Source organism: Streptomyces sp. NPDC087420, from assembly GCF_044744165.1.
GTDB lineage: Bacteria > Actinomycetota > Actinomycetes > Streptomycetales > Streptomycetaceae > Streptomyces.
Map to the genome: position 1 here is coordinate 8,580 of NZ_JBIUXU010000007.1, position 26,140 is coordinate 34,719.

A 26,140-nucleotide genomic window follows, 5' to 3' on the forward strand; every position below is an offset into this window, starting at 1 on the left:
ATAGGAATGACCACTCCTTGATCAGCCCAGGCCACATCCGACGGCAGGCGCCGGCACCACGCCGGCACGACCGATGGGGATGTTCATTCTCATGTCCGAAAGCTGCCCTGAACTGCCCCTCACCGACGCCCAGCTCGGGGTCTGGCTCGCGGAACGTGCCGGGCTCGGCCGTCCCGGCTCCTACCGGTGGGCGGAGTACCTCGTCCTGGACGGCGGCGTCGACGCCGGCCTCGTCGCCACGGCGGTCTCCAGGGCGGCGGACGACTGCGAAGCGATCAACGTCCACATCGGTGAGACCGGAAATTCCTTACCGGTGCAACGGCTTCTCCCCGATCCGGAACACACCGTCGAAGTGGTGGACCTGCGCGGGGAGTCCGACCCGGACGCCGCCGCACAGAAGTGGATGCGGGCCCGCACGGCCGGGGACGGCGACGCCGGGCCGTTGTTCCTGGGCGCGGTGTTACGCGTCACCGACGCCCGCACGCTGGTGTTCCTCCGGGTTCACCACATCGCTCTCGACGGCGCGGGCATGGCCCTGTTCGCCGAACGCGTCGCGGACATCTACACCTGTCTGCACGACGGGCGCGATGTCCCGGAAAGCGGCTGGACCGGACTCGGTTCCCTGGTACGGGCCGAGGCCGCCTACCGGGAGGGCGCCGACCGCGCCGCCGACCGGGACCGGTGGCTGGAGCGGCTGGCCGGGCGGCCGGACGTCCTGAGCCTCGGTACCCGTCCGGCCCCGGCTCCTGGTTCGCTGCGGTTGACCCGGGTGCTGCCCGCAGCGGAGTTCGCCGCGCTGCGGGCCGGTGCCCAGCGCCTCGGGCACCGCTGGACCCGGCTGCTCACCGCGGCGACCGCTGTCTACCTGCACGCGGTGACCGGCAGCCGGGACATCGTCCTGAGCCTGCCGGTCGCCGGCCGCCCGGCCGACCCCGCCCTGACCGTGCCCGCCATGTCGGCCAACGTCCTCCCCCTGCGGCTGCACGTCGATCCGGCCGCCACCGTAGGGGCCCTGCTCGACCAGGTTGCCACCGAACTTCGGCTGGTACGCAGGCACCAGCGGTACCGCGGCGAGCACCTGCGGCGCGAACTGGGATACCCCGAGGACGGCCGGAAGTTCTTCGGCCCGGTGCTCAACATCCAGCGTTTCGACCGGCCGTTACGGTTCGGGTCGGTGACCGCGACCGTCCACAACCTTCAGGCGCCCCCCTCCGAGGACCTTTCGATCGTCGCCTACGACCGTGGCGACGGCGTACTGCGCCTCGACTTCGACGCCAACCCCGCCAACCACGGCGAGAAGCTGCTGCACGACGTCGCCGGCCGCTTCGCGCACGTGCTGTGGCAGGTGGCGGAGGCCGGCCGGGACACACCGGTGGCGCGGATGGCGGCGACCACCGTGGCGGAACGCCGGCACAGCGCCGCCCTCGGCACGGGTGGACGCTCGTCGGTGGCGTCCGCCAGCACGGCCGTCGGCCGGTTCGCCGGACAGGTGCGCCGTACGCCCGGTGCGTTCGCGGTGCGTTCGGCCGGGACGGGCGAGCGGCTGACCTATCGTGAACTGGACGAACGGAGTTCGGCGCTGGCCGCCGCACTCGCCGCGGCCGGCGCGGGCCCGGAGCGGACCGTCGCGCTGCTGCTCGAACGATCGGTGGACCTGGTCGTCGCGGCCCTCGCGGTGGTGAAGTCGGGTGCGGCCTACGTGCCGTTGCAGCGCGACGACGCGCTCTCCCGGCAGGAAGCCGTGCTGTCCGACGCGGGAGTACGGCTGCTGCTCACCGACCGGCAGACCGAAGGGGATCGCATCGTCGCGCGGGCACGCGACCGTGGTGTGAGGCAGCTGGACGTACGGGCGAAGGGGACCGGGTTCGCGGCGGAGCCACGGGTCACGCCGGAAGCGCTGGCGTGCGTGATGTTCACCTCCGGCTCCACGGGACGGCCCAAGGGGGTCGCTGTCACCCAGGGCAACCTCGCCGGACTCGCCGCCGACCGGTGGTGGTTCGAGGGCGGCGCGGACCGGGTGCTGCTGCATTCCCCCCACGCCTTCGACGCGTTCAACCTGGAACTGTGGGTTCCGTTGCTGACCGGCGGTGAGGTGGTCGTCGCCGCGCCGGGACGGCTGGACCCGGCCGTACTGTCCCGGGTCACGGCCGCCACCGGGATCACCGGACTGTGGCTGACCGCGGGGCTGTTCCATGTGATCGCCACGGAGGACCCCGCGTGCCTCACCGGGGTGCGCCAGGTCTGGACCGGCGGTGACGTGGTGTCCCCCGGGGCGGTACGCGCCGTGCTGTCCGCACTGCCGGAACTCACCGTCGTCAACGGCTACGGGCCCACCGAGACCACGGTGTTCGCGTCCAGGTTCGTGGTGGCGGAAGTGCCCGGGGACACCGGCACGGTCCCCATCGGCGCGCCGCTGGACGGCAAGCGGGTGCTGATACTCGACGACGCGCTGCGACCGACGCCGCCCGGTGTGGTGGGCGAGCTGTACCTCGGGGGTACGGGGATCGCGCGCGGCTACCTCGGCCGGGCGGTCGCCACCGCCGAGCGCTTCGTGGCCGACCCGTCCGGCCCGCCCGGCGCCCGCGTCTACCGCACGGGCGACCTGGCCCGCTGGAACGACGAAGGGCGGCTGGAGTTCGCCGGGCGCGCCGACGGACAGGTCAAGCTGCGCGGCCACCGGATCGAATTGGGCGAGATCGACGCCGCCCTGCTGGGCCGGCCCGGCGTGCGGCAGGCCGCGACCGTCCTGCGCGAGGACCGGCCGGGCGTACGGCAGTTGGTCTCCTACGTGGTCGCGTCGGGTGACACGACATCGCTGCTCGGTGAGGTGGCGGACCGATTGCCCCCGTACATGGTGCCCTCGGCCGTGGTGGAGGTGGACCGGCTGCCGCTGACCCCCAACGGCAAGCTCGACCGGGCCGCACTGCCCGCTCCCGGCACCGGGAGGACGGAGACGGCACAGGCGCCCCGTACCCCGGCGGAGCACCGGATCGCCACGCTGTTCCGCGAAGTCCTCGGCCTGGCCGACGTCCCGCTCGACCAGGACTTCTTCCAGCTCGGCGGCGACAGCATCAAGGCGATCCAACTCGCCGGCGCGGCGCAGCGGGCCGGTCTGGCCATCAGCACCCCGGACGTGTTCCGCACACCCACCGTCTCCGGCCTCGCGGAGGGCGCCGGCGCGTGGCAGGAAACGGGACGTCAGGTCCGGCTGGGCGACGCGGACGACCCCACGGTCCCGCTGACGCCCATCATGCACTGGCTGCGCGAACGGGGCGGCCCGATCGACGGGTTCGTGCAGTCCCTGACCGTACGTACCCCGGCGGACATGACCGCGGCGCAGGTGCGCGCGGTGGTGCAGGCGCTGGTGGACCACCACGACATGCTGCGACTCTCCCTGACCACGGTGGACACGCTGTGGTCCCTGGAGGTATTGCCCGGCGCCACCGTCGAACTGAACCGGCCGGACGCCGCGCTCACTCCCGAGGACGGCCAGGTGGTGCACGCGAGATGGTCGGATCCCGGACCGGGGGAGCCGGGCGAGCTGACCCTCACGGTGCACCACCTCAGCGTCGACGGCGTCTCCTGGCGCATCCTCCAGGACGACCTCCGGGTCGCCTGGGAAGCCGTCAGGCGCGGGGACACACCGCGGCTGCAACCGACAGGAACTCCCTTCCCCCAGTGGGCGAAAGCCCTGGTGCACCACGCACACGACGCGTCCGTGCTCGACGAATTCCGCCGGTGGCGCACACCGCCCGAGGACGCACCCGTCGCCCGACGCGCCCTGGACAGCGGGGTGGACACCGAGGCCACCCGGCGCCGGCACTCCACCACCCTGCCCGGCGCGCTCACCGCGCGGCTGGTCACCGAGGCCACCGCGGCCTTCGACTGCTCGGTGCACGAACTGCTCCTGACCGCGTTCGCCCTGGCCGCCGCCGACTGGCGGGACGGACCGGACGCGGTGCTGGTGGACCTCGAAGGCCACGGGCGCGAGGAGTTCGCCGCCAACCTGGATCTGTCCCGTACGGTCGGCTGGTTCACCACCCTGTTCCCCGTGGAACTCGACCCCGGCTGCTCCTGGGCGGACGCCCGCACGGATCCGACCGCGCTGGACGGAGCGGTGGCCAGGGTGCGGGCCCGCACGCGGGACGCCGCCCGCCAAGGGCTGGCGTACGGCCTGCTGCGCCACCTCAACCCGCAGAGCGGCCCGGTGCTGGCCGCCCGGCCGTCGCCGCACTTCGCGTTCAACTACCTGGGCCGTCTCGACGTCGGTGACGGCGACTGGGCGGTCCTGCCCGACGCCGCCGTGCTCGGCCCGGCCACCGGTGGCGGGCTGGGGATGAGCCACACCGTGGAACTCGACACGATCATCACCGATCACCCGGACGGCCCCCGGCTGGTGGCGCACTGGTCCTGGCCGGGCGCGCTGCTCACCGGGGCCCGGGTCGAAGAACTCGCGACCCGGTGGTTCGACGTGCTGGCGGCGCTGACCCGCCGGGCCCGCGCCCGGGCGACCGGCGCACTGCCCCTGCCCCCACTGGCCCAGGGACTGCTGTTCCACTCGCTCTACGACCACGACGGGACCGACCCGTACCTCGTGCAGTTCGTCTTCGAACTCGGCGGCACACTGGACCCCGCCGCGCTGCGCGACGCGCTCCACCGCCTGCTCCTGCGCCATCCCCAGCTCTCCGCGGCCGTCCGGCAGAGCCCGTCGGGACGTCCCGTACAGGTCGTCACCCCGGACTTCGCCGTGGAGTGGCAGGAGATGGCCGCGCACGACGACCTGGAGCGCTTCCTGGAGTCCGACCGCAGGCGGCGCTTCGACCTCGCCAGCCCTCCGCTGGTCCGCGCGGCCCTGCTGCGACGTGCCGGCGAGCGGTACACCTTCGTGCTGACCACGCACCACCTCCTGCTCGACGGCTGGTCCATGCCGATCCTGATCAGGGAGCTGTTCTCGCTCTACGCCGGCCGGGCGCTGCCGCCCGCGATTCCGTACCGCGACTTCCTCGACTGGCTGTCCACGAGGGACATTCGCGCGGACGAGGCCGCCTGGGGCGCGCTGCTCTCCTCCGTGGACGGTCCGACACTGGTCGGCGGGGCGGGACGGCATGGTTCGGCCGGGGCCCGGCACAGGGTGACGACCGCGCTGGACGACGCCACGAGTGCGGGGGTCGACGCCGTGGCGCGCCAGTACGGACTGACCGCCAACATCGTGGTGCAACTGGCGTGGGCGGTCCTCCTCGGTGCCCTGACCGGCCGTGACGACGTGGTGTTCGGCGCGACGGTCTCCGGCCGGCCGGCAGAACTGCCCGGTGCGGAACACATCGTCGGCCTGCTGATCAACACCGTCCCGGTGCGGGTCCGTCTCGACCCACACCGGTCGGTCGCCGAGTCCCTGGCCGAACTGCGCGCCCAGCAACTGGCCATGCTGGACCACCAGCACGCCGACCTGACGCGCCTTCAGGCGATAGCAGGGCACGCCGAACTGTTCGACACCGTCGTGGTCTTCGAGAACTACCCGGTCGACGCGGACGAACTGCGCGACCTCGTGCCCGGCCTGGAACTCCGGGACATCCAGGGCCGGGACGGTACGCACTACCCGCTGACGCTCATCGCCATGCCGGGCAGCCGCCTGCGGCTGAGCCTCGACCACAGCACCGACCTGTTCGACGAGGAGGGGGCCCGCCGCCTCCTCGACCGGCTCGGTGCGCTGCTCCACCGGATGACCGCGGATCCGCGGGCGAGCCTGGGCCGGCTCGGCCTGCTGCTGCCGGACGAGGCCGACCCGCCGGTGCCGGACGGCCCGGCCGCGCAGCCCGCCCCTTCCGCCTCGTCCACACCGGCCGCCCCGCTCGCGCTGCCCGCACTGTTCGAGGCCCAGGTACGCCGGCGACCCACGGCCCCCGCCCTCACCTGCGGGGACACCACCCTGTCGTACGGGGAACTCAACGCGCGGGCGAACCGCCTCGCGCGGCTCCTCGTCGCGCGCGGGGCCGGACCGCGCCGCCTGGTGGCCCTGGTGCTGGGGCGTTCCACGGACCTCGTGGTCGCGGTGCTGGCCGTGCTGAAATCGGGAGCCGGCTACCTGCCCCTGGACCCGGCCCACCCCGAGGAGCGGGTACGGCAGGTGCTGGCCGCCGCCGATCCCGTGCTCGTCGTGACGGGCGAGCCGCTCGCGGTGCCCCATCAGCAGCTCGTGCTCGACGGCACCGACCCGGCCGCTCCCTACGCGGCGGACGACCTCGGGCTGATCGTGGATCCCGGCAGCGTCGCCTACGTGATCTACACCTCGGGCTCCACCGGAACCCCCAAGGGCGTCGTCGTGTCGCACCACAACGTCGGGCGGCTGCTCGCGGCGGCCGACAGCCGGTTCGGTTTCGGTGACGACGACGTGCACACGCTGTTCCACTCGTACGCCTTCGACGTTTCCGTGTGGGAGCTGTGGACCGCGCTGGGACGCGGGGGCCGCCTGGTGGTCGTGCCGGACGAGGTCGCCACGTCACCCCGCGCACTCCTCGACCTGCTCGCCCGGGAGCGGGTCACCGCGCTGAGCCAGACCCCCTCGGCGTTCTACCAACTCATGCGGGCCGAGGCGGAGGCGGAGCCGGACGGGCCGCCCGCGCTGCCCGCGCTCCGGGTCGTCGTGTTCGCCGGCGAGGCGCTGGAGCCCTCCCGTATCCGCTCCTGGCACGGCCCCGGCCGCCCGAAGCTCGTCAACATGTACGGGATCACCGAGACCACCGTGCACGCGACCTACGCCGAGCTGACCGATCCCGAAGAGACCGCCGGCATCATAGGCACCGCACTGCCCGACCTGCGACTGCACCTGCTGGACCACGCGCTGCGGCCGGTGCCGCCGGGCTGCCCCGGCGAGATCTACGTGGCCGGTCCTGGTGTGACGCTCGGGTACCTCGGACGGCCCGCGCTCACCGCGTGCCGTTACGTGGCCGACCCCTTCGGCGCGCCCGGCGCCCGCATGTACCGCTCCGGGGACCTCGCGCGGCGGCGGACCGGCGGCACGCTGGAGTACCTGGGCCGGACGGACCAGCAGGTGAAGATCCGCGGCTACCGGATCGAACCCGGGGAGATCGAGCGGGTCCTCGAACGGCACCCCGCCGTGGAGCGCGCCGTGGTGCTCGCCGACCCGGACGCGGACGGCGGCAGACTGCTCTGTTACGCCGTGACCACCGGGGAGCCCGCCCCGGCCGAACTGCGCGCGTACGCCCGGACGGTCCTGCCCGCGTACATGGTGCCCGCGTTCATCCTGCCGGTCGACGGGATACCGCTGACCGGCAACGGCAAGCTGGACCGCCGAGCCCTGCCGCGACCGGAGTCCGCGCTGCCGGTGAGCCGCCCGCCCGCGACCGGGCGGGAACGGCTCCTGTGCGCGCTGTTCGCGGAGACACTGGGGGTCCCCCGGGTCGGCGCGGAGGACAGCTTCTTCGATCTGGGCGGGCATTCGCTGCTGGCCACCCGCCTGATCAACCGGGTGCGGGCGGAGACCGGATGCGAGCTGAGCATCCGTACCCTCTTCGACGCCCCTGTCGTGGCCGACCTGGCGCGGCTCCTGCCGGAGCAGGCCGGCGCACCGCGCGACCGGCTCGTCCCGGCTGCGCGGCCGGAGCGGATCCCGCTCTCTCCCGCACAGCGCCGACTGTGGTTCTTCAGCCGGTTCGCCGGACCCAACGCGGTCTACAACATGTCCTTCGCGGTCCGGCTGAGCGGCCCCTTGTCGGAGGAGCACCTGCGCGCGGCCCTCGGTGACGTACTCCTGCGGCACGAAAGCCTGCGTACCACCGTCACCGAGATCGACGGCGAGCCCTACCAGCACATCGGTACGGCGCAGGAGCCGCCGTTCCGGCGCGTGACCACATCGGAGGCCGAACTGCCCGGCCTGCTTGCCGACGCGGCCACCCACGTCTTCGACCTCACCACCGAACTCCCCGTCCGCGTCCTGCTCTTCGAGACCGCGCCCGAGCGGCACGCCCTGCTGATCCTGCTGCACCACATCGCCGCGGACGGCTGGTCGCTGGCACCGCTGGCCCGCGACCTGTCCACCGCCTACCGGGCACGCGTCGCGGGCGAGGCCCCGCGCTGGACGAGCCGGCCCACGCAGTACGCGGACTACGCCCTGTGGCAGCGCGGTCTCGACCTCCGCCCGGAGATCTCCTACTGGACGCGGACGCTGCGCGGGGCCCCGGAGGCGCTGCCGCTGCCGTTCGACCACCCGAGGCCGCCGGTGTCCGCGCATCGCGGCGAGAGCGTCGAATTCGCCCTGGAGGCCGGCCTGCACACCCGGCTGACCCGGCTCGCACGGTCCACCGGCACCAGCTTCTTCATGGTGATGCACGCCGCCGTCGCGGTGCTGCTGTCGCGGCTCGGCGCCGGTGAGGACATCCCCGTCGGCACCCCGGTGGCCGGCCGGCACGACGACGCGCTGCACGACACCGTGGGCTGCTTCGTCAACACGGTGGTGCTGCGCACCGACCTCAGCGGCGCACCCACGTTCACCGAACTGCTGGAGCGGGTCCGGACCACCGACCTCGACGCTTTCGCCCATCAGGAAGTGCCCTTCGAGCAGGTGGTCGAGGCGGTCAACCCACCGCGCACCCTGTCCGGCCACCCCGTCTTCCAGGTGATGCTGGCCTTCCAGGACACACCGCCAGCGGAGTTCGACCTGCCCGGCGTACGGGCCGAACCGCTCGCCGCGCACGGCGGCGCCTCCCGCATGGACCTGCTGTGGAGCCTGCGCCAGCACCACGCGAAACATGGGGCGGAGGACGGCGTCGAAGGCGTGCTGGAGTACGACACCGAACTCTTCACGCCCGCTTCCGCCCGGCTGCTGCTCGCGCGGCTGGAACACCTCCTGAGGGCGGTGGTGGCGGACCCGCACCGCGCGATCACCGACCTGCCGGTCCTCGTCCCCGGTGAGCGCGAGCAACTGACCGGCCGCTGGAACTCCACCGCCCACGACGTGCCCGCCACCACCGTGGCCGGCCTGTTCGCGGCCCAGGTGCTCCGTACTCCCGGCGCACCGGCCGTACGGCACGGGGAAACCGTACTCACCTACCGGGAGCTGTCCGAACGGGCGGCCGGCATCGCGGCGCGGCTCAGCGCCCGTGGCGCCGGTCCCGGCAGCCTGATCGCGCTGGAGCTGCGACGTGACCCCGACCTGCCGGCCGCTCTCCTCGCGGTCCAGTCCCTCGGCGCCGCCTACCTGCCGGTGGACCCCGCACTGCCGCCGCAACGGATCGCGGCGCTGCTGGCGGACGCCCGCCCCCTGCTGGTGGTGCGCCACGCCCCCGCGCTCACAGTCACCGCCGGCTCCGACGACCCGGCGTCCGTGCCGGAGACCACGGCATACGTGACGTACACCTCGGGCTCCACCGGGCGGCCCAAGGGCGTCGTCGTGCCCCACAGCGCGCTGACGAACCTGGTGCTCGCCCTGCGCGAGCGGCTGGCGGTCGGCGCCGGGGACCGTGTACTGGCCGTCGCGCCCGCGAGCTTCGACATGTCCAAACCTGAGCTGTACCTCCCGCTGGTCACCGGCGCGACGATGGTGCTCGCCGGCCAGGGCGCGCTGCGGGACCCCGACGAGCTGTCCGCCCTGCTCGACCGGCACCAGGTCACCGTGATGCAGGCGACGCCGTCGCTGTGGCAGGCCCTCGTGACCCGGCGGCCGGACCGGCTGCGCCACATCCGCGCGGTCGTCGGCGGCGAATCCGTACCGCGTGAGCTGGCCGAGGCACTGACCGGCCTCACGGCGTCCCTGCTGGCCTGCTACGGCCCCACGGAGACCACGGTCTGGTCCACCACCCACGCGGTCGGCCGCGTCACGACCGCCACGGTGCCTCTCGGACGGCCGCTGTGGAACACCCGGTGCTATGTGCTCGACGCCAGGCTGCGGCCGGTACCACCGGGCGTGACCGGTGAGCTGTACGTGGCCGGCGCGGGCGTGGCCACGGGCTACCTGCACCGGCCGGGGCTGACCGCGACCCGGTTCGTCGCGGACCCCTTCGACCCGGCGGGGCGCCGGATGTACCGCACCGGCGATCTCGCGTCGTGGACCGCTGACGGGGTGCTGCGCTTCCACGGCAGGACCGACGACCAGGTGAAGATCCGCGGACACCGTGTCGAACTCGGTGAGATCGAGGCCGTGCTCGCCCGGCACCAGGACGTCGAGGCCGCCGCCGTGGCCGTACACGACAGGAAGGCCGACGACCGCCGCCTGGTCGGTTACGTCGTTCCCGCCGGCGGCGTCGCCCCGGCCGGCGCCGACCTGCGGCCGGTGAGCGCGTACCTGGCCCGGCACCTGCCGGACTACATGGTGCCCACCCGTCTGCTCGCGCTGGACCGGCTCCCCCTCAGCGCCAACGGGAAGCTGCTGCGCGACCGGCTGCCCGAACCGGACTGGGCGTCGGCAGGCGACTCGCCGCCGCCGGAGAACCTCCGCGAGCACCTGATGTGCCAGATCTTCGCCGAGGTGCTGGACCTGCCCCGGGTCGGTCCGGGCGACAACTTCTTCGAACGGGGCGGCCACTCGCTCCTCGCGGCCCGGCTGACCGACCGGGTGCGGGCCGTGCTCGGGCTGGAACCGACGATCCGTAACGTCTTCGAGGCGGCCACTCCCGCCGCGCTGAGCGGACTGCTGGAGCGCGCACCGGCCGGCGGCACGCCCGCGCACCTCGTGCCGTTCCGGCCGGACGGCCCGGCGGCGCCGGTGTTCTGCGTACATCCGCTCAGCGGGATCAGCTGGCTGTACTCGGGCCTGCTGCGGCACATCGACCGGGACCACCCGGTGTACGGGATCCAGGCCGAGGGCCCCGGCGGCGTGGCCGAGCTGCCCGGCACCGTCGAGGCGATGGCCGAGCGATACGTGGACCTGCTGCGTTCGGTCCGCCCGGGCGGCCCCTACCACCTCGTCGGCTGGTCCTTCGGCGGACTCGTGGCGCATGCGATGGCCGTCCGGCTGTACGAACTGGGCGAGCCCGCCGGGTCGTTGTTCCTGGTGGACACGGTCGTCGGCACCGAAGGCGGACCGGAACGGCCCGTCGACGACCAGCGTGTCCTCCGGGTGCTGCTGACGGCCGCGGGCTTCGACGACAAACAGTTCGCCGAGGCGGACCTCGACTTCGACACCGTCTCGGCGCTGCTGCACCGGGAAGGCAGCCTGTTCGCCCGGTTCACCGAGGACGACATCAGACGGGTCATCGCGGTGTCGCGCCACAACGACCGGCTCGCGCGGGCCTACCGGCCACCGCGCTACCCGGGAGACACCACCTACTTCGAAGCGGGGGCACGTACGCCCCGTGACGTACCGCACCACGAGCGGTGGCGGCCCTGTACCGGCGGGGAGTTGACGATCCGTCATATTACGGCGCTCCACCATCAGGTGATGCAGCCGCAGCACGTGGACGACATCGGAGTCCAGCTCCGCGACCTGCTGAGGAGGCCGCGTTGACCGGCACCGTGCCCGACGCCCTCACCGAACTGCCCCCGGGCGCCCGGGTGGTGATCAGGCTCCCGGGCGGCCGTGCGCTGGCGGACACCCTGCTCACCTGCTTCGACCACGGGCTCGTCGCGGTCCCCCAGCACCCGCGCGCCACCGACAAGGCGGTGGCGGGCATCGCCGAGCGGGTGTCCGCGACGGCCCTGGTGGACGTCCGCGGGCTGCACCATACCGGCCCGCCCGACATCCACGCCCCGACGGACGATCTCGCCTTCATCATGTTCACCTCGGGCTCCACCGGCCCGCAGAAGGGGGTCATGCTCAGCCGGCGGGCGGTACGCGGCAACGCGGCCAGGACGGCGGCGCTGCACGGACTGACACCGGACCGCCCGCACGGGACCTGCCTCCCGCTGTACCACTGCAACGCGCTGGTCATGTCCCTGATCGGCACACACCTCACCGGTACGCCGCTGACCCTGCAAGCCGGCTTCGACCCGGTCGGCTACTTCGCCGCGCTGGGCGCCGCCGGGGCCAGGACCGCGTCCATCGTGCCCGCCCTGCTGGCGGACCTGGTGGAGACCGGTCCCGACTGGCCGGACGGCCTGGAGTACCTGATCACCGCAGCCGCCCCGCTGACCAGCGACCTCGCCCGCCGCTTCCACCGCAGGTACGGCCCGCGCCTGCGGCAGGGCTACGGCCTGACCGAGGCGGTCAACTTCAGCTTCACCATGCCCCGGCTCGACGACGCCGAGTTCCGCGACCAGTACCTGGAGCACGTGCCCCCGGTCGGAGCGCCGCTGCCGGACACCGAACTGCGGCTGGAGTCCGGCGAGGTGTGGATCAGAACCCCGGACCTGATGACCGGCTACTGGCAGGACAGCCGTACGACCGCCGCCACGGTCACCGACGACGGCTGGCTGCGCACCGGCGATCTGGGCGAACTCCGTGACGGCCTGCTGGTGCTGCGCGGGCGCGCCGGCGAACGCATCAACCGGGGCGGCGAGAAGCACTACCCGCTCGACCTCGAACACGGCTGGCGCCGCGCGGGCCTGTCCGGCCGCTTCGCGGCGGTCGCCGTGGACGAACCCGCACTCGGCCACGACATCGGGCTGATCGCCGCGGAACAGCCGGTCGCCGCCGTACGCGACCTGTACGAGCGGGCGCCGCAGCGCCCGGCGGCGCTCCAGTTCGGCGGGTTCCTGACGACGTCCACCGGCAAGCCCCGGCGAACAGCGATGAGCCGGGCCCTCGCCGCGCGCCGGCTGGCCCCCGCACGGTACGAACGGCTGCTGGGGTACGCCGCGGCCACCGCGCACCACCTGCTGCGCTCCGGGGCCGAGGACCCCGGCCTGCGTGCGCTGGCCGCGCAGGCCGGTGACCACCCGCGAGCCGGCGACGAAGCCGTCTTCGGCGCCTTCGACTTCCTGCGGGAGCACTGGCACACCGAGGACGACGCGGAACTGTCCCGGGCCAAGGCGCGGTGGCGCGGAACGCTGCTCACCGAATGGCCCCTGGCCGTGCACGGAGAACTCGCCGCGGACGTGGCGGCCCGCCACGGGTATGAGGGGCCGCCGGTGCCCTTCGGCACCGAAGCGCGCTTCGGCGGCGGCGCCCTGCTCGTGCTCACGCACGGGCCCGCGGCCGGTGGACCCGGCTGGCCGCTGGGTCCGCTCCTGGCCTTTCTGGACAGCCCCACCGGGAGCGGCGAGACGGATCGCTGGACACGGCTGACCCGGCTGCGGGACCGCGGATTCCCGGCCTCGGGGTGCTCGGTACTCCGTGCCGGGCGGTACGACGCGGGCGGTGTGCTGTGGGCACAGCGGCCGGATTCCGGACCGAACAACGACACTGGAGTGACGGGATGACCTCAGGCGCCGAAACGACCGGCCGGATGAAGCAGTGTCCCGACGGCGAGGACGAGATCCTCGACGTCCGGCGGCACCAGGACCCCGGGCGGAACCGGCTGACCCCGGTGGTGACCCTCCCGCCGGACGTCGCCCTGGCCGTGGTCGACGCCCTCGCCGGCCTGGTCCGGGCGGCGCACCGCAGGGAGAAGGCGAGTCCGACCCCGGCCGGTGCGCTCAAACAGGCGCAGGAGTTCGAGGAAGGCGACGTCTACATGGTGGAGCCGCCCTTCGAGGGCTTCTTCGCCGACCGCTACCTGATGGACTTCTACGACACCTCCGCACGCGACATCTGCTCGCGCATGCACCTGCACACCGGACTGCGGTTCGTGCGGATGATGACCGGCCCCGGGACCACGATCCGGGTCTCCAGCCTGTCCCCGAACACGGTACGCCCCGCCCCGGGTTGGACCGGTTCCCTGAACACGTTCACCGACGCGCTGCCCGGTACGCCCGCCGGTGTGGACCGGCAACGCCACAACGTGATCGTGCCGCCGAACTCCTGGGTGGACATGCAGATACCGCGCGGGGTGTCGCACCAGTTCAACGCGGTGGGTCCGAACGCCGTGATCGACTCCGTGCACCCGGAGGAGTCCATCGAGACCCTGCGCGAGGGGATGTCGGGATACCGGATGATGGCGCAGACCATCTTCCTCGCCAAGGACAAGAGCCCCGCCACCACCTGCGCCGACATCACCGGCCCGGACGACAGCCCGTACCCCTGACCCCGGACCGGAACCGCCGGGTCCGCACACCGCTCATGAACGCGCGGACGGACGCCCCCGGTCCGGGGGAACGGCGTACCGTACGGTGTGCTCGCTGCCGGCGGTCGATCGCCGGTTCCGCCGCGCGGCAGGCCGCACCTGTAGGGGAAGACACTGACATGGAGCCGGCCACCCGGAACTTCGCCGAGGCCGACACTCTCGAATCGCTCGCGCCGGAGGCTCTGCTGGGGCCTGAGTACCGCGACCGTCCCGAGATCGTTCACGAGCGGTTGCGCCGTCAGCACGGCGCGGTGGCACCGGTCGAACTCCTCGGCGTCCCGGCCTGGCTCGTCCTGGGTACGCCGAGGCCCTGCACGTCCTCCAGAACGACGAGTTGTGGCCCAAGGGCATGCGGTACTGGCGCGCCCTGGAGGAAGGCCGCGTCCCGGCCGACCGGCCGCTCCTGCCCGCACTGACCGCGGACAACATGATGGTGGGGGGCGGTCCGGACCACGGGCGCCACCGGGCGGCGTGGGACGCCGCGCCGAAGCCGTTCCAGGACCCCCGCCATCCGCAGTACCGCAGGCTCAGGACCATGATCCGGAGCACCGCCGACGAACTCATCACGCTCCTCGCGGGCGAGGGCGGACCCGGCACGGTGGACCTGGCGGCGGAGTTCATCCGGCCCCTGACCGTGATGGTCGCCGGTGAACTCCTGGGCGCCTCGGGCTGGCAGAGTGAGCAGGTACTGACGGACATCTGGGAAGTCCTCGACGCCGGTGCCGACGCGTCCGAGGCCGGTCGGAGGGTCCGTACCATCATGGAGGGCCTGGTCGACGAGAAGCGTGTCCGGCCCGGCGAGGACTTTCCGTCCTACATGCTCGCCGCCCGGCCCGACCTCACCTCCTCCGAGCTGGCCTACGAACTGAGCATGCCGGCCGGGATGATCGCGGAGCACGGTGGTCTCCTCGTCGCGAACGCCGTGGTCGAGATCATCGCCGGCGACGGACAGGCGCGCTCCAGCATGTCCGGCGGCATGATCCGCGAAGCGGTCAACTACGCGGCCCTGCGCAAGCCTTGTCCTGGCGCTCCACGGCGGGACTCGTATCGGTGACGGCCCCGACTCCCGCCCGGCGTCAGCGTCGGGATCCTTGGCCGCGTGCCACCTTCTTCCACCAACAGGGCATCCCGAGGATCGAACGCCTACTGACCGACAACGCCTGGGCGTACCACAAGGGCCTGGCCTGGAAACAAGCCCTGACCCAGATCGGTGCCACAGGAAAGCTGACCCGCCCCTACCGGCCTCAGACCAACGGCAAAGCCGAACGCTTCAACCGCACCCTCCTCGAAGAATGGGCCTACCTGCGGCCCTACACCACCAACGAGGAGCGCACCGCAGCCCCCGACACCTTCCTCCACAGCTACAACCACCATCGCTGCCACACCGCACTCGGAGGCCAGCCACCCCTCACCCGCGTCAACAACCCTGCGAGTCAATACACCTACCACCTCGTCGTCGGCAGTCGCCGCGCGCTCGCCGACCTATCCGCTGTACGCATCTGTTGGCAGCAGGCCACATCCTCATCGCCCGCGAACTGGCCCGGGCCTGCGGAAGCCCCTCCGATCACGAGCGCGGCCAGAGCTAACCCAGGGCGGCGAGCTTCTCTCGCACCAGCAGTGCCTTGGGATGCTTCAGTTCATCCATGATCGCCAGGGCTTGGAGCCAACAGCTGCGGGCGCGGTCCGGCTTGCCCATTGCCAAGCCGTTGTCGCCCATGCGCAGCAGGTCCTCTCCCTGGTTGGCGCGGTTGCCCAACTCGGTGTCGATCGCAAGGGCACGCTGGTAGAACTCGTCGGCCTGCTCGAGGTGAGCGAGTGCGGTGTGCGCATCACCCAGCGAGCACCAGCAGATGGCCTGGCCATTGCGGTCATCAAGCAACTGGTAGAGATCAAGCGCCTCCTGGACCAGTTCGATGGCCTCCGTATGCTGCCCCAGAGCGGTTCGACACTCCCCGATGCCTTCCAGGGCGTTCGCCTCACCCGCGCGGTGGTGTTCCTTCCGGTACAGCTCCAGCGCGTGGCGGTGTTGTCCTTCCGCCTGCCGGTGGTGGCCCTGGTCGGCCAGGACGGTCGCGACATTGCTGTGGACGTAGGCGCGCTCACGGCTGCACCCCAGTTCGGTGAAGAGGGCCTGCGCTTCCCGCAAATGCACGAGGGCCTGATCGCTGTCGCCCAGGTAGTGACGGGCTCCGGCGAGGCTGCGGTGCATATGGGCCTGCCCCACCCGGTCCCCGGTTCGCTCGGCGGCCTCCAGGGCGAGGCGCATGGTGGTCGCCCAGTCGAAATACCGGCCACTGCGCTGGTAGTGCAGGCCCAGGCTGAGCGCGAGTTGCCAGGCGCTCCCGGCCACACCCGCATCGGCGGCGTGTTCGACCGTGGCGGCGAGTACCAGCCGCTCGGCGTCGAACCAGGCGCGGGCCGCGTCCAGGTCGCGGAGGTTCTCTGGCAGGACGCCCGCCCGTGGCGCCGGCGGCGGGGGGGCTGGGTTGTGCGGGCGCAGCCGCAGGTGGGCGCTGTAGGCGCTGTGCTGGTAGTGGTCGAACAGGCGCCCAAGGGCCGCGCCGCGTTCGGCCTCGGAGTCCTCGTCCTCGCTGAGCTCAAGTGCGTAGGCCCTGAGCAGGTCGTGCAGGGTGAAGCGTCCCGGATGCGGTTCGGAGATCATCTGGGCACGGGACAACTCCCCGGTCAGTGCGCGGCCCTGCCGCGGTGAGGAGGCGGCGAGACTGGCGGCAGCGGCCGTGGAGAGGTCGGGTGCGTGGTGGAGGGAGAACATCCGGAACATCTCCCGGGCGGGTGCGCTGAGTTGGTGGTAGGACCAGGAGAAAACCGCGCGGACGTCGATGGACCCGTCGCCGGTGAAGGCATCCAGGCTCCCGTGGGTGCTCCGCAGTTCGGCGGCGATGCCTGCCAACGAGAAATGAGGGTGTGCCTGGGCGCGGGCCGCCACGACCGCGATGGCCAGGGGCAATCGGGCGCAGAGTCCGGTGATCTCGTCGACCGCCCGCGGTTCCGCCCCGCTCCGGGTGAGACCGACCCTGCGGGTGAGGCTCTCCCGGGCGTCGTCGGGATCGAAGAGGTCCAAGGTCAGCGGATGCGCTCCCGCACCGGCCACCAGGGCGGCAAGACGGTTGCGGCTGGTCACCACGACCCGGCAACCCGGTGCCGCCGGCAGCAGCGTGCGTACCTGGTCCGCGTCATGGGCGTTGTCCAGGATCAGGAGGAGACGCTTGTCCGACATCACGCTGCGGTAGAGGCCGGTCCGTGGATCGCCCGCGGGTGGCATGGATTCGGGCCGTACGCCGAGCGCGTGGAGGAAGTTCTGCTGGATCTCCGCGGGACGCACCGGCCGGGTGCCGCTGAAGCCCTTCAGATCGATGTACAGCTGACCGTCCGGGAAGTGGTGGGCGACCCGGTGGGCCCAGTGCACGGCGAGTGTCGACTTGCCCGTCCCGGGAGATCCGTCGATGGTGACGACGGTGACCGCGTCGGCAGGAGCGTCGGGGCCGGGAACCAGGGCGTCCAGGTACGCCAACTCCCGGGTGCGGGCCACGAACAGTGTCAGATCCTGGGGCAGCTGTGCGGGATGCGGTGGTGAACCGGCTTCTCCTGCGGGCTCTTTGCCGGATACGGCTTCCTGGACCCGAGAGCTCATGCTGTGGCTGTCCGGCCCTTCCTCCGGCAGGGACAGTCTCGGGTCGGCCTGAAGAATCTGGAGGTGCAGCGTCCGGAGCCCCGGGCCGGGATCCACGCCCAGGTCCTCCCGGAGCAGGAGTCGCACCTGGTCGTAGGTCGCGAGCGCTTCGGCCTGGCGTCCCGACCTGTAGAGGGCGAGCATCAGAAGTTCGTGCAAGCGCTCGCGCAGGGGGTGGGCCCTGACCAGGCCGACGAGTTCAGCCACCGCCGACGCGTGGCGGCCGGACTCGACGTCCGCGAACGCGCACTCCTCCACTGCGAGCAGGCGCAGTTCTTCCAGGGTACTTCTCAACGCCGGAGCGAAAGAGTTGCCGAGGTCACCCAGGGGGCCGGCGGACCAGAGACCGGATTCCTCGCGCAGCCGGGCGGCGGCGGCGGCCCGGTCGGCGGGATCCCGAGCCTCATGGGTGAGCGAGATCAGCCGCCGAACTCGTTCCACGTCCACACTCTGGAGGGGTACCGAGAGACCGTAGCTGCCGCTCCGGGTCCGGATAGAGCAGTCGCTCGAAGGCAGAACCCTGCGCAATCCGGTGATATAGGTGCGTACGAGAGCGGGAGCGGAGGTCGGCGGGCGACCTCCCCACAAGGCGTCGACAAGCTGGTCGACAGAGACCAGGGAACCGTTGTGCAACAGCAACACGGCCAGCACCGCCCGCTGTTGACGAGGCCCCAAGGCAACCTCGGCGGTGTCGCGCCACGCGCGGACCGGACCCAGGAGAGAGAACCTCAAGCCTTGCCCCGCCACCACGCCGTTCCTCTGCTCGTCGAGTGAAGTCTTGTTCGCGCTCCTGACGAATGCGGTGCGCCGCCCCGGGAGCGAGACCCGTCAACGACGGGGACGATGCGTTCACCTATGAGAACAAAAAGCAACCTTCATGAGCGCAATATTGCCCTAAACTAGGACAATAGGGAGAATACGTCAAGGTATCCGCCCGTCCGACGGGGCGGGCAGCCACCCCTTTGCACGCTCCCTGCCGTACAGCGTAAGTCCGCCGGGCCGCGCCCGCCCGGATCCCGCCGAGGCCCGGGCATGCGCGCCGAATATGCGTTTTGTCTGCACCGACGCCGAAGAGTGGCACCTGGCCGGTGACGACCGCCGCCGGACACCACCCCGCAAAGGACAACCGTGGCCACCGCTCCAGTAACGCCCGGCTTCGACGAGGGCTCGGCAACCGCCCTGGTGAACGCAAGCTGGCAAAATGCCCCCACCGAGCGCCTCAAGACCCTTCTCAGCAGCCTCGTCTCACACCTCCATGATTTCGTGCGCGACGTCGAGCCGACGCCGGAGGAGTGGCTCCAGGGTATTGATTTCCTGACCGCCGCCGGCCAGAAGTGCGACGACGTACGCCAGGAATTCATCCTGCTCTCGGACATTCTGGGCGTCTCGATGCTCGTCGACGCGATCAACAACCGAAAGCCCGTCGGCGCGACCCCGTCAACCGTGCTCGGCCCGTTCCACATGGTCGACTCGCCGCCTCGTGAACTCGGAGCGGACATCTCGCTGGACGCCAACGGAACCCCATGCGTAGTGGCCGGCCACGTCCGTTCGATGGACGGCACGCCGCTGCCCGGAGCCCTGGTCGACATATGGCAGGCCAACGGCGACGGCCTCTACGACGTGCAGCAGCCCGACAAGCAGCCGGCGCTCAACCTGCGCGGCCTGTTCACCACCGACAGCGACGGTCGGTACTGGTTGCGCAGCGTCGTCCCGCGCCACTACCCCGTGCCCACGGACGGCCCCGTCGGTGACTTGTTGCGGGCATCCGAAAGGCACGCGTACAGGCCCGCGCACCTCCATTTCATCGCGGGCGCACAGGGACATCGCCCGGTTACCACTCATCTGTTTGCCGAGGGAAGTCCCTACTTGGACTCCGATGCCGTCTTCGGAGTGAAAAGTGAGTTGATCCGGCCTGTCGTGGTGATCGACGACGAGGTCCGCGCCGCGGAATTCGGCGTCCAAGCGCCTTTCCACCTGATCGAATTCGACATCGTGCTCGACCAGGCACAGGCCGACACCCGGGACATGCACATGGTGCACACCATGTTCCGGCGCGAGTTCGCGGCTCTGCCGGCGCTGGTGCGGGGTGTGGCGGCCGAAGACGCGGAGCGCCTGGCCGTGGTGGCTGATCACGTCACTTTCCTGTCCGGAGTGCTGGAGGCTCACCACCGAGCTGAAGACGTCCACCTGTGGCCCAGGCTCCTGGACCGCGGGAGCGGCAAAATCGCTCCCCTCGTCCAGATGATGGAGGGACACCACGAACGGATCGAAGAACTTGGGACGCAGGTCACCGCAGCGCTGACCGCGTGGCGTAAGCGTGCGACGACCGAGCGGGCCGAAGCGCTGGCGCAGGTGCTGCACCGCCTGGCCGATGTGCTCCACGAGCACATGACGCTGGAGGAGCGGCACATCCTGCCGCTGGCGGAGAAGTACGTGACGGCCACGGAATGGCGTGCCATGGCGGGCACCAGCGGCGCGGGCCTGCCGCCGGGCAGCATGCCCCTGGTCTTCGGCATGACCTTGTACGAAGCGGACCCCGAGGTGATCGAGAACACCCTTTCGTCGCTGCCGTCCGAGGTACGTACCCTGTTGCGGGAGCAGGGGGCCCGTGACTTCGCGACCTATTCCGAACGTGTCCACGGGACTCCCACCCCCCGCCGCAGCGCCCCGCCGGGTCCTCGCACCTGATACACACGAGTGGGCCATGACCCGCCCGGACCCTGCGGCGCGCCGGCGCCGTACGCCGACCGGGCAACCTTGCACGAAGTGGAGAACATGGTGCGTATCGGATTCACACTCCCGCAGATGGGAGATCTGGCTCATTACCCGCGCGAGGTCGCGCGATTCGCCCGGCAGGCCGAGCAACTGGGCGCGGACAGCTTGTGGGTGGGTGACCGGCTGCTAGCCCCGGTCAACCCGACCGTGGGATACGGCGGCGGCGACACCATCCCCACCGCCTTCCACGCGCTCCTCGACCCGTTCGTCCTCCTGTCCATCGCGGCGGTCTCCACCGAGCGGGTCCAGATCGGTACGAACGTCCTCAATGCCCCCTGGTATCCGCCAGCCCTGCTGGCCCGCTCCCTGACCAGCATCGACCTGGTCAGCGGCGGCAGGCTGGTCCTGGGGTTCGGGGTGGGCTGGTCGCCGGAGGAATACACCGCCGCCGGCGTTCCCATGGCGGAGCGCGGGGCACGTCTGGACGAGTGCCTCGACGCCCTGGACGCCTACTGGTCCCAGAATCCGGTCGCGTACCACGGCAAGCACTGGACCGTTCCGGCGACGTACGCGGATCTCAAGCCCGTACAGCGTCCCCGACCGCCGATCTACCTGGGCGGATACGCCCCGGCGGCCATGAGCCGGGCAGCCCGGCGCGCGGACGGCTGGCTGCCCGTGGTGAGGCCGGGCCACGGCACACCCTGGGAGTTCAACGCCGCCCAGATCAACGGCCCCGTCGACCAGCTCAGGAGCAGGGCGGTGGAACACGGCCGGGACCCCGCCCAGATCGATCTCATCCTTCGTGTCTACCCCACCGCAGAAGCCACCGTCGACCAGATCGTCGACGCCCTCACCGGTGCGGAACGGCACACCCCCGTCGAGCACGCCTTCGTCGACCTCATGGAAGTCGGACAGGACATCGACCACGCGCTCGAACTGGTCGGCCACATCCTGGAACGCGCGCGTAACGCCTGACCGGCGCGGCCAGGTTTCGCCCATCAGACGCGTCCGTTCCACTGGGGCCAACCCCACGGGGAGCGCACCGCTATGTCCAGGACGTCGCGGACCGTCTCCGTGGTGTACTCGGGGAACACTGTGAGCGACTTCGCGGCCTGCATGGACAGGCACACAGTGCACGGCTGCTCGGTCACCGGCGGGTGCCGAGAATGTCGGCCAGGTCCACGAAATCACTCTCATGCGGATGGCAGCACGTGAGGACGATGCTCCAGCTGGCCACGCCCAGCACGCGGTCTTCCCCGCCAGCGCGGGGGTGTTCCGGTGTCAGAAGCTGCAGTCCCGAGCGTCGCCGCATCCCAGCAGGGCGGGAAAAGGTCGACCTGCATCAGTTGACCTGCGCGCCGCCCTCGGCCCGAAAATGTCCAGGCAAATCCCGCAAGGCCAGCTCTCGGCAATCACTCCTGGTGACTAGTGAACGTCGCCCAGAGATACCCGTCCCTCCAGCACACGATCGCTGGAGGGACGCCGCCTGGGGAGAATCTGGGGAGTACGGGCACCGCTGGGGAGCGTCTGGGGAGAGTCGATTGTGTAACTCAGCACAAACGTGAAAGACACGGAAAGAGACATCCGTCCAGATCAGAGGCCATATTGGCGGCATCGCCGCAGGTCAGTGCCGTCCACCGGACACCTTCATGCCGAAGGTGCCCTGGAGGGTGGGCCGGGTGGTGAACACGCGTGCGCCGCCTTGCTGTCTCGTTCGACCGTGCCGTCTCGGTGGACCGCGTCGTCCCGCTGGACCGTGTCGTCCCGTCCGACCGTGCCGTCTCGTTCATCTGTTCGCCGAGCAGGCTATCGACCGTCCGCGGCCCCAGGTGGTCCAGCAGTACGATTTGTGGGTGATCATGCCCAGCTCCGCCACGGGTGCGAGGCGGCACGGACCGTAGCGGAGGTACGCGGTGCACGGTGAGTACAAGGTCCCCGGCGGCAAGCTGGTCGTCGTGGACCTGGACACGGCGGACGGGGTGCTGCGCGGGGTCCGGGTCGCCGGGGACTTCTTCCTGGAGCCCGACGAGGCCATCGAGGCGATCGACGCCGCGCTGGAGGGCGCTCCCGCCGACACGGACGCGGCCGCCCTCGCGTCCAGGATCGACGCGGCGCTGCCCGCCGGGACGGTGATGTACGGCCTGACGTCGGAGGGCGTCGCCGTCGCCGTACGCCGTGCCCTGGCGCGGGCCACCGACTGGACGGACTACGACTGGCAGGTCATCCACGCGGCCCCGGAGTCCCCGGCGCTCCACATGGCGCTGGACGAGGTCCTCACCACCGAGGTCGCCGCCGGCCGCCGCCCGCCGACGCTCCGCATCTGGGAGTGGGGCGCGCCCGCCGTGGTGATCGGCAGCTTCCAGTCGCTGCGCAACGAGGTGGACCCGGCCGGCGCGGAGCGCCACGGCATCACGGTGGTCCGCCGGATCTCGGGCGGCGGCGCCATGTTCATCGAGCCGGGCAACACCATCACGTACTCGCTCTCCGTGCCGGAGGCGCTGGTCAAGGGGCTCAGCTTCGCGGACAGTTACGCGTATCTGGACGACTGGGTGCTCGGCGCGCTCGGCGACCTGGGCGTGAAGGCGTGGTACCAGCCGCTGAACGACATCGCGACGGACGCGGGCAAGATCGCGGGCGCGGCGCAGAAGCGGGTCGCGAGCGGGCGGGGCGCCGTACTGCACCACGTGACCATGGCGTACGACATCGACGCCGACAAGATGCTCGACGTGCTGCGGATCGGCCGCGAGAAGCTCTCCGACAAGGGGACGCGCAGCGCGAAGAAGCGGGTGGACCCGCTGCGGCGGCAGACCGGTCTGTCGCGGGAGGCCGTGATCGAGCGGATGATCGCGTCCTTCCGCGGGCGGTACGGCCTGACGGAGGGCCGCGTCACCGAGGAGGAGATGGCGCGGGCGCGGGAACTCGCCGCGACGAAGTTCAGCAGCCGGGCATGGACGGCGCGGGTGCCGTAGGGGTGTCCACCCGGTTGCCAGTACGTCAGGCTTCGGCCCCCACCGCCCGCCGTTCGGGCAGCATCAGGACGACGTAGAGCACCAGCGACGCGGCGAGGCCCACCGCCCAGCCGTAGCCGGCGAGCGGCTTGAGGAAGGGGATCAGCCCGTCCTCGGGGAACGGCCCCTGGCCCTCGGCCGAGTGCGACCCGCCCACCGCCAGCAGGCCCCCGACGAGGAACGCCGACACGGCTTTGACGTTCCATCCGTTGGTGTACCAGTAGCGGCCGCCGGGCCGGTAGAGGTCGGCCAGGTCGAGGACGGTCCGCCGGACGACCCAGTAGTCGGCGATCAGGATGCCCGCGACCGTACCGAGCAGACCGCCGACCAGACCGAGCCAGGTGAAGATGTACAGCTCCGGGGTCTCGGTGAGCTTCCACGGCATGATCACCACCCCGACGACGCCGGTGATCAGCGCGCCGGTACGGAAGTTGATGAGCTTCGGCGCCAGGTTGGCGAGGTCGTACGCCGGTGAGACGACGTTGGCCGCGATGTTCACCGAGATCGTCGCGATCAGTACGGTCACCAGCGCGAAGAGCAGCCCGAAGACGTTGTCGGTCTTGGCGGCGAGGGCGACCGGGTCCCAGACGGCCGCTCCGTACACCGCCTGCGAGCCGGAGGTGACGAAGACCGACAGCAGCGCGAAGACCGTCATGGTGGTGGGCAGTCCGAGCGTCTGCCCCCAGATCTGCGCGCGCTGTCCGGCGCCGAAGCGGGTGAAGTCGGGGATGTTGAGCGACAGCGTGGACCAGAAGGCGATCATCCCCATGAGGGACGGGAAGAAGACCGGCCAGAAGTCGGCCCCCCAGCCGAGCTTCGACGGCTGGTCGAGCAGCGGGCCGAGGCCGCCGGCCTTGACGGTGATCCAGAGGAACAGCACGAGCGCGCCGACGATGACAAACGGCGCGGCCCAGTTCTCAAAGCGCCGGAGGGTGTCCATCCCCCGGTAGATGATGGCGAGTTCGAGCGCCCAGAAGAGGACGAAGCAGACCCACAGCGTCCAGGGCTGGCCGCCGACCCGCGACGCCTCCGCCCAGCCGCCGAAGATCTTGCCGAGCAGGACGAAGATGCCCTGGCCGCCGATCCAGGTCTGGATCCCGAACCAGGCACAGGCGACGGCCGCCCGGATCAGCGCGGGCAGGTTGGCGCCGCGCAAACCGAAGGAGGCGCGGGCGAGGACGGGAAAGGGGATGCCGTACTTGGGTCCCGCGTGCCCGGTCAGCAGCATCGGGAAGAGCACGATCAGGTTGGCCAGGGCGATCGTGAGGACCGCCTGCTTCCAGTCCATGCCGAGCGTGACGAGGCCCGAAGCCAGCAGCCAGGACGGGATGTTGTGCGCCATGCCGATCCACAGCGCGGCGAAGTTGTACGTGGTCCAGGTGCGGCGGGCGACCGGGACCGGCAGCAGGTCCTCGTTGACGAAGCGGCTGTCTCCGGGGGTCGCGCCGGGCGCGAGTTCGACCCGGCCGCCCTCGTCTGTTCCGGTCTCGGTTATCGCGGTCATCGCGGCGGAACCCTTCGTACGGAGGGGACGAAGAACACGGCAGGGGAGGGGGAGAGCGGGTCAGTCCTGGAAGTGCGGGATGATCTCGGCGCCGTACGCGTCGATCGTCGCTTCCTTCGCGTCGTGCATGTTGTAGAGCGCGAACTGGTCGACGCCCAGGGCCCGCAGCGCCTCCAGCTTCTCGATGTGCGCCTCGACGGGACCGAGCAGGCAGAACCGGTCCACGATCTCGTCGGTGACGAAGTCCGCCGACGCGTTGTCCGTGCGCCCGTGGTGGCTGTAGTCGTACCCCTCGCGCTGCTTGATGTAGTCGGTCAGCGCGTCGGGTACCAGCCCGGAGTGCTCGCCGTAGCGCGCCACCAGGTCCGCGACGTGGTTGCCGACCATCCCGCCGAACCACCGCGACTGGTCGCGGGCGTGGGCGAGGTCGTCACCGACGTACGCGGGCGCCGCCACGCAGATCGTGATGGAGTACGGGTCCCGCCCGGCGTCCGAGGCGGCGGTGCGGACCGCCTTGATCATCGACTCGGTCAGATACGGGTCCGCGAGCTGGAGGATGAAGCCGTCGGCCTTCTGCCCGGCGAGGGCCAGGGCCTTGGGCCCGTACGCGGCCATCCAGACCGGCAGTTTCCCGTCCCGTACCCACGGCAGCCGCAGGCTCTGGCCGTCGACGACCGCCTCGCGGCCCTCCGCGAGGTCGCGGATGACCTCCATCGCCTCGCCCACCCTGGCCAGGGTGTTGGGCTTGCGGCCGGCGACGCGCATCGCCGAGTCGCCGCGCCCGATCCCGCAGACCGTGCGGTTGCCGTACATCTCGTTGAGGGTGGCGAAGGTGGAGGCGGTCACCTCCCACGTCCTGGTGCCCGGGTTGGTGACCATGGGGCCCACGATCAGGCTGGTGGTGTGCTCCAGGATGCGGCTGTAGATGACAAACGGCTCCTGCCAGAGGACCGCCGAGTCGAAGGTCCAGCCGTAGCGGAACCCGTTGCGTTCCGCGCGCCGCATGAGCCCGACGACCGCCGAGGCCGGCGGGTCGGTCTGGAGGACGAGTCCGAAGTCCATGGCCGTGCCACTCCTAGATCGCTTGGTTCGCTTGGTTCGCTTGGTT

10 protein-coding genes and 2 pseudogenes are annotated in these 26,140 nt (G+C 71.3%); 8 read left to right on the forward strand and 4 right to left on the reverse strand.

Annotated features, from left to right (window positions below; all coding sequences use genetic code 11):
• Positions 1 to 91: 91 nt before the first annotated feature.
• From ACIO1C_RS15495 to ACIO1C_RS15515, 5 genes and pseudogenes are all read left to right on the forward strand, one after another.
• Positions 92 to 11,458: an amino acid adenylation domain-containing protein gene (locus ACIO1C_RS15495; RefSeq protein ID WP_401863240.1), complete on the forward strand. Its 11,367-nt coding sequence runs from the start codon at positions 92 to 94 to the stop codon at positions 11,456 to 11,458.
• Complete coding sequence (locus ACIO1C_RS15500; protein WP_401863243.1) at positions 11,455 to 13,311, forward strand: class I adenylate-forming enzyme family protein; 1,857 nt, start codon at positions 11,455 to 11,457, stop codon at positions 13,309 to 13,311. Before ACIO1C_RS15495 ends, ACIO1C_RS15500 begins: the two co-directional genes overlap by 4 nt.
• Positions 13,308 to 14,075, forward strand: coding sequence for a hypothetical protein (locus ACIO1C_RS15505; protein WP_401863245.1), 768 nt, complete (start codon positions 13,308 to 13,310; stop codon positions 14,073 to 14,075). The genes ACIO1C_RS15500 and ACIO1C_RS15505 overlap by 4 nt, the downstream gene beginning before the upstream one ends.
• A 388-nt stretch (positions 14,076 to 14,463) precedes the next feature.
• Entirely contained in the window at positions 14,464 to 15,168 is a 705-nt protein-coding gene (locus ACIO1C_RS15510) for a hypothetical protein (protein ID WP_401863247.1), read from the forward strand.
• A 38-nt stretch (positions 15,169 to 15,206) separates the two neighbouring features.
• A pseudogene (locus ACIO1C_RS15515) lies at positions 15,207 to 15,554 on the forward strand (integrase core domain-containing protein); the annotation flags it as partial.
• Between the two features lie 142 nt (positions 15,555 to 15,696).
• Here the strand turns inward: ACIO1C_RS15515 and ACIO1C_RS15520 are convergent.
• Both ACIO1C_RS15520 and ACIO1C_RS15525 read right to left on the reverse strand, forming a co-directional pair.
• Positions 15,697 to 18,246 (reverse strand): ATP-binding protein, encoded by a 2,550-nt coding sequence (locus ACIO1C_RS15520; RefSeq protein ID WP_401864111.1) that lies wholly within the window; start codon positions 18,244 to 18,246, stop codon positions 15,697 to 15,699.
• Positions 18,247 to 18,300: 54 nt separating this feature from the next.
• A pseudogene (locus ACIO1C_RS15525) lies at positions 18,301 to 18,555 on the reverse strand (winged helix-turn-helix domain-containing protein); the annotation flags it as partial.
• 378 nt (positions 18,556 to 18,933) lie between these two features.
• Here ACIO1C_RS15525 and ACIO1C_RS15530 point away from each other — a divergent pair.
• From ACIO1C_RS15530 to ACIO1C_RS15540, 3 genes are all read left to right on the forward strand, one after another.
• The gene (locus ACIO1C_RS15530) at positions 18,934 to 20,493 is read left to right on the forward strand and encodes a dioxygenase (protein ID WP_401863248.1); all 1,560 of its coding nucleotides are present in this window, start codon (positions 18,934 to 18,936) and stop codon (positions 20,491 to 20,493) included.
• Between the two features lie 117 nt (positions 20,494 to 20,610).
• Positions 20,611 to 21,495: a TIGR03619 family F420-dependent LLM class oxidoreductase gene (locus ACIO1C_RS15535; RefSeq protein WP_401863251.1), complete on the forward strand. Its 885-nt coding sequence runs from the start codon at positions 20,611 to 20,613 to the stop codon at positions 21,493 to 21,495.
• Between the two features lie 938 nt (positions 21,496 to 22,433).
• Positions 22,434 to 23,489, forward strand: a complete 1,056-nt coding sequence (locus ACIO1C_RS15540) for a biotin/lipoate A/B protein ligase family protein (RefSeq protein ID WP_401863254.1) — start codon at positions 22,434 to 22,436, stop codon at positions 23,487 to 23,489.
• Between the two features lie 25 nt (positions 23,490 to 23,514).
• On the opposite strand, the gene ACIO1C_RS15545 is transcribed toward ACIO1C_RS15540, so the two are convergent.
• Both ACIO1C_RS15545 and ACIO1C_RS15550 read right to left on the reverse strand, forming a co-directional pair.
• Positions 23,515 to 25,032 carry an NCS1 family nucleobase:cation symporter-1 gene (locus ACIO1C_RS15545; protein ID WP_401863256.1) on the reverse strand — a complete coding sequence of 506 codons (1,518 nt, stop codon included), beginning with the start codon at positions 25,030 to 25,032 and terminating at the stop codon, positions 23,515 to 23,517.
• 60 nt (positions 25,033 to 25,092) lie between these two features.
• Complete coding sequence (locus tag ACIO1C_RS15550) at positions 25,093 to 26,094, reverse strand: TIGR03842 family LLM class F420-dependent oxidoreductase (RefSeq protein ID WP_401863258.1); 1,002 nt, start codon at positions 26,092 to 26,094, stop codon at positions 25,093 to 25,095.
• Positions 26,095 to 26,140 lie beyond the last annotated feature (46 nt).